Here is a 6,085-nt window from a genome sequence, read left to right as displayed (position 1 = left end):
CTACCTCAAGGACAGCCTCAAAATATCCGACCCTTCAGAAGCTATCATCCAAAACATTATGTTCGTCGAAAACCCCAAAAATGGCAGCTTTGATCCCTTGATTGCAAGGTATTATCCCGACAATGAGGAATCCATCCGGGGGTTTGGAGAGATTTATTACAACAAAATACCCTTGGAATGGTCCGGGTTGGTGGATATATGGACGTATGACGAAAGGCATTTTATCGGATTTTATCTAAAAGACGGCCTCCCCTATAGCATCTCAAAGCTAAACAGAAGTTTAGAAGAAGATGGGGGGATATTCCCCAATCATGAAAACCAGAGAACAACAGATTGTTTTACTAGACCGCGGGTGGTGGCTACCTATATAACTGGAATAAATAACGGAATTCAACTGAATTATGTAGTCGCGAACGAAACGATCTGTATACCAGTGTCTGGGGGTAGCTTAGGGCATCAAACAACCTACTATGAATACTCTGAAACAATCAACAGTTCAGGAGGTAGCGATTTGGGAAATGGACACAATCAGAATGATCCATCCTACAATATCCCCTCACCGAATGACCCAGAGGAGTTAAGAAAAATGCAACTGGATTACCTAAGAAGCCATGGAGCCAGTGGATTCGTTGAGTTCATCGAAAACCTTCTGAAAACTTCAGGATTAACTATGACTGATGTTTTTGAAATAAATGAGTTGGTCAAAACGATCTATTTACAACAGAAAGCCAACTTCATGTTGGCCATCTTTAGCGCCGAAAATGTTGGGATTATTCTATCGCTCGCGTTTTCAAATAATATTTCCCCCCAGTTACGAAACTCGATTTTCAATGGTATAACTAGATATTCAGCATACAATGAGATATTTTTGATGGTTGGAAATAAAACTTGGGAATTCAACGGAATTAGGATCGTATTCAGCGGTTATACAAATCACGGGGCGATATCCTATGGGATTTCGAAAGGACTATCGCCATCATTAATCAGAAATATCCTAGCTAATGGCAACCCTGTCCTGGTTCCATACCAAAATGGGTACCAGTTGAGATTGCTATTACAATATGAAAGTAAAACCATCGCGATTGCCATTGACGCAAACGTTGGGTCTCAAAATTTTGGAAAAATCATAACCTATCTAACAAACTATTGAAAAAGACAAAAATGAGAAGTGAAATCAACAAAGTCCTTATGGATTGGAATCCAATCGGAGTACCATATCCCGACTTGGAAACTGAGTATGTTCGATACATTGATGAAATCATCGCTGTTATTTCAGAATTAGAAAGGTTGAATGATTTGATTGATGACATCGAAGGTAATCGGATTGGCTATTTTTACACATCTTCAGAAAAAAGAAATGAGGTATCCCAAAATCTTTTCAATATTGGCAATTCAATATGAAATACCTGGCGTCCGGCCTGCCCACGTAACTGCTTAATTACTTCTTTGCTTTATTTATTTAAAGAAAGCTACAAAGACCTAACGTTTTAAAGAATTGTCTCGGTGTAGATTCAACAATGTTTGTTTTCGGCGCAGAAAATAATTGACTCCTGCGACTTGCCTTTCGGGTAAAGAATGGACTTACATCCAAAGCGAATTTGAGTACCCCAAAAAAGTAGTGGCCGTCACCTATGTCGCATCAAGTGGGCAGGTATGCACCTACCTGCAATCAAAGCAATTACTTGAAATCCCGATGATTCATGATATTGACCTGACATAGGATGATTGAGTGGAACTGAAAGGGACGTCCGACGCTAGAACGACCATTCTCTTGGTCCTCAAGGACGAGTGGATGCAAAAGGACAGATTTGTCCTTAGATTCAAAGTCCTAGCCTGAGAGGTAATTTCCAAATATGGGGTATAGAGTAAAAATGGTTTGCCCCATCATATCAAAGCCCTCGGAACCTTACCCCGAGGGCTTTTCTCTTTTATTTGACCTTCTACATTTTTTAAGAAAATCGACTTCGGTTGGATTTACTTTTTACCTTACCCGGACTCCCTGTCGTCATCCTTCCTTCCCTTTAAGAAAGACAATTCTCTTTTCAATATAGCTTCACCCTCCCCAGTCAAATCTCAAACCTGATCCCCTGTGCGAGTGGGAGGGTTGTACTGTAATTGATCGTGTTGGTCTGACGGCGCATGTAGGCTTTCCAAGAGTCGGAGCCTGATTCACGGCCTCCACCGGTTTCTTTTTCTCCGCCAAAAGCACCTCCGATCTCTGCGCCGGATGTTCCGATATTGACATTGGCAATGCCGCAATCCGACCCTGCAGCCGAAAGAAATGCTTCCGCCTCCCGCATATTCAGCGTCATGATGGCTGAAGATAATCCCTGAGGCACACCGTTGTGCATAGAGATAGCTTCTTCCAGGGTATTGTATTTCATGATATACAGGATCGGTGCAAAAGTCTCATGCTGCACCATTTCAAAATGGTTTTCGGCTTCAATGATACAAGGCTTCACATAACAGCCGGATTCATAACCTGACCCGCTTAGTACTCCACCTTCGACCAACTCTTTTCCTCCCTCCTTTTTTACTTTTTCTATGGCTTTGAGATACATATCCACTGCTTCTTTGTCTATCAAAGGACCGACATGGTTTTTCTCATCCAAAGGATTTCCGATGACCAATTTGGTATAAGCCGAGGCCAACCTTTGCTTGAAGGTATCATAAATGGATTCGTGGATAATCAGCCTTCTTGTGGTAGTGCAGCGCTGCCCGGCTGTGCCCACTGCCCCGAACAGTGCACCACGGATGGCAATTTCAAGATCTGCATTTTCGGTTATGATAATGGCATTGTTGCCACCAAGTTCTAACAAAGACCTCCCCAATCTTGCAGCTACTGCTTGGCCCACGATTTTTCCCATACGGGTGGATCCTGTAGCGGAAATCAAAGGAACCCGGGTATCCTCTGTCATCATCTGCCCTACTTTGTAATCTCCCACGATCAATCCTGATATTCCTTCGGGCAAGTTATTTTCTTTCAGGACTTTATTGATAATATGCTGACAGGCAACTCCTGAAAGTGGTGCTTTCTCAGAAGGCTTCCAGATACAGACATCACCACATACCCAAGCTATCATGCTGTTCCATGACCAAACTGCCACCGGGAAGTTAAATGCAGAAATAATTCCCACTGTTCCGATCGGGTGCCATTGCTCATACATCCTGTGTCCGGGGCGCTCCGAGTGCATAGTCAGTCCGTAAAGTTGTCTGGAAAGCCCGACTGCAAAATCACAGATATCGATCATCTCCTGAACTTCTCCCAGACCCTCCTGATAGGATTTCCCCATTTCGTAAGATACCAGTTTACCCAAATCGGCTTTTACTTCACGGAGTGCATTGCCCATTTGGCGGACAATTTCCCCTCGCTTTGGTGCAGGAGTTGTTCTCCAGATATGAAATGCTTCTTGGGATTTGGCGATGACCTGTTCATAACTTTGACGGTCTGTCACTTGGACTTTGCCGATAAGGGCACCGTCCGCCGGAGAATAGGAGCTGATATATTCCTGACTTGTGTTGATCCACTCATTTCCGGTGGAAGTTCCTAAGTTTTCTGCCTTAAGTCCAAGATTTTGAAGAGCGGCTTTTATTCCGAATTGATCTGACATGATATATTTGGATTTATTGATTCTGCATTCTGGGTAAAACTATCAAAAAATAGGCCTATTGTTTTTCCTTTTTCTTTTTTTCATCCTTCGATTTTGGAAAATACCTATTGATATCCACATATTCCAACACAGGTTGGAGTTTTGGGCCGACATCAAATCTGTAGACAAAATTGATTCGGTAATTGCCTGTCTGAAAATCTGTCTGAAAACTCCTTGCCTCTTCAATTCGCACGTTATTATGGACATAGTTGGCATTAATAGACCAAACAGGCCCATTATATCCTAAAAAACCCCTCAAGAAATAATTAGAATTGAATCCCCAACGTCCTACTTTTTCCGAATTGGAGGATAATGTGGTATTTCCTAAACCAATATTTCCAGAAACCATACCCGTAATAAAAAAATGCTTGGCAAACACCAAGGTGTGCACATAACCAAGGTTTGGTCCAAATTCAAAAAAAGAAACCCTGTTGAATTCCAAAGGATCAGGGATAAATTCAGGTAGAATATTTCCCTCATCACTTGCATTACCAAAGTAAAACTCCATACCTGCTACCAAGCTGCCGGCGGATTTTTTTTGCCATGCGCTTTGAAGAAATGCGGCTTTTAATGATAGCTTTTCTCCATTTAATAAGTATTGCACATTTGCTCCAAACTTTCTCACACTCATATCCGGAAATGCAAGGTTTTCAGGAATATCAGGCAAAGGGCCTGAGTAATTTCTAAGAAAAAACCCATTATAAAATTGTCCGAAAAGATCAATAACCCAATTTTTTGGATAAATATGTGCTTGCAAGTCCAAATAACGGGTTTCTACCTGGTTCCTATTTGGATTCATGAAATTGAAGCCATAGGCAAGGTTCAGCGTAAAATCATTGTAGGTAGCACCAATACCGAGATTTAGGGTGGAATTGGGTTCAAGTCTAATCCTTGAGTTTCCGCTATTTTCTCTAATCAATAAGGAGGTGTATTTTCGGGAAGTATAAAGTCTTGTAGTCAACAACTTCCTGTAGGAAACATAATAGGAAGTATCCCCTTGGGCTATTGATTTAATTGGTGAAAGACAAAACAAAACTAAGATTAGGGCAAAACCCGGAATAAAACATCTTCCAAAAAGCTTAAAATTATCAACATAAGTTTTTGCCATTTTCAAAAATAACAAATATCAAGACGATAAATAAAAAAATCCGCATTTCTGCGGATTTTAAATGTCAAATGGAGATCAGTAAAAATGATTATCTAGATAATCTCCATTCAGTTTAATTATCAAAAGTCTTTAGCAGAAAAAGTTGCTTAATCACCCGAGACAAATATAAAAAACTTTTGTTGAATATTCCAAGACCTTTTTCACGGTATTTTTTGATTTATTAGCCAAAAAATCATAAATCAATTTTCAAATACGCTTAAAATCAAGGTTCTAAGGCTGTTAAAACTATTTAGCAAAAGTCAAAAAAAAAATATTTTTTTCCTTGAACCAGGGTATAGATTCCATATTACACCAGTTTCTTTTTCTGAAAGTTCCCAAAGTCTTTTAGCTACTGCTTTGTCTTTAGCATGTGGTTCTATTTTGTGTGCGCCAACTGGACCAACCCAATTGCTTCTTCCTGTTGGTCCATAAAAACCGCTTTGGTCTAAATTTGGTTCTGTTGCACACATTAATTGCGGATAAGCACCTTTTTCAGCTGACTGTGTTAAAGGCATCATTAGGTAAAACATAATTCGCATCATTAAACTTCCACTTGTACTTATTAGGTTTGTTCTTGAGGCTCCTGGATGACAAGCGTAAGCTTTTACATTGGTATTTCCTATAGCTTTTAATCTATCTTGCAATTCATAGATTGTCATTATTTGAGCCAATTTACTTTGACTATAAGCATAATTAGGTGTGTAGCCTTTATCCCAATTCAAGTCATCAAATTTTATCGTTTTTATACCCATATTATATCCCATACTACCCACGGTTACTATGCGTCCATTAGATTTTTCAATAAGAGGAAACAATAAAGCTTGTAATGTCCAATTTCCATAATAATTCGTTCCCATTTGGCTTTCCCAACCGTCAACAGTTAGCGTTTGTTTTGGCACTTGGGCAATGGCAGCGTTACAAATTAGTGCATCAATTTGAGGAACTGTTTTTAAAACTTCTTCGGCTGCTTTTTTTACAGATGCTTGTTTAGATAGGTCCATTTGAATATTAATTACTTCAATAGCTTTACCCAATTCTTGTTTTAATATTGCGATAGTATCTTCTGCTTTTTTTGAGTTTCTATTAAGCATTACCACTTTTGCACCTTTTGAAAGTAGAATTTTTGCAGCTTCAAATCCTGTTCCGCTTGTAGTTCCTGTTATGACGTATGTTTTACCATTTAATTTTCCAATTCTGTCTGGAGTCCAACCTTTTTTACCAAATTGATTTGTTTCCATTTTGTCTGTTTTTTTTATGTTAAAAATTATAACACAAAGGTCAGGTGGAA

General features: G+C 39.6%; 6 protein-coding genes. 3 read left to right on the top strand and 3 right to left on the bottom strand.

What is annotated here, in order from left to right; all coding sequences use genetic code 11:
- The 3 genes from ACZFYI_RS14080 to ACZFYI_RS14070 form a co-directional block, all read left to right on the top strand.
- Positions 1-1,150, top strand: a 1,150-nt coding sequence (locus tag ACZFYI_RS14080; protein ID WP_462524765.1) for a hypothetical protein, incomplete at its 5' end; no start/stop codon positions are given.
- Positions 1,151-1,161: 11 nt separating this feature from the next.
- Positions 1,162-1,401 carry a hypothetical protein gene (locus tag ACZFYI_RS14075; RefSeq protein ID WP_462524764.1) on the top strand — a complete coding sequence of 80 codons (240 nt, stop codon included), beginning with the start codon at positions 1,162-1,164 and terminating at the stop codon, positions 1,399-1,401.
- A 142-nt stretch (positions 1,402-1,543) separates the two neighbouring features.
- On the top strand, positions 1,544-1,720 hold the full coding sequence (locus tag ACZFYI_RS14070; RefSeq protein WP_462524763.1) for a hypothetical protein: 177 nt from the start codon (positions 1,544-1,546) through the stop codon (positions 1,718-1,720).
- Between the two features lie 346 nt (positions 1,721-2,066).
- Here ACZFYI_RS14070 and amaB read toward each other — a convergent pair whose 3' ends face one another.
- From amaB to ACZFYI_RS14055, 3 genes are all read right to left on the bottom strand, one after another.
- The gene (amaB, locus tag ACZFYI_RS14065; RefSeq protein WP_462524762.1) at positions 2,067-3,611 is read right to left on the bottom strand and encodes an L-piperidine-6-carboxylate dehydrogenase; all 1,545 of its coding nucleotides are present in this window, start codon (positions 3,609-3,611) and stop codon (positions 2,067-2,069) included.
- A 55-nt stretch (positions 3,612-3,666) separates the two neighbouring features.
- Positions 3,667-4,758 (bottom strand): DUF4421 domain-containing protein, encoded by a 1,092-nt coding sequence (locus ACZFYI_RS14060; protein WP_462524761.1) that lies wholly within the window; start codon positions 4,756-4,758, stop codon positions 3,667-3,669.
- 299 nt (positions 4,759-5,057) lie between these two features.
- Positions 5,058-6,085, bottom strand: a 1,028-nt coding sequence (locus ACZFYI_RS14055; protein ID WP_462524760.1) for an SDR family oxidoreductase, incomplete at its 5' end; no start/stop codon positions are given.

The sequence above is a fragment of the Aquiflexum sp. genome, assembly GCF_977115555.1.
This window is presented reverse-complemented; position numbering and strand designations above follow the sequence as displayed.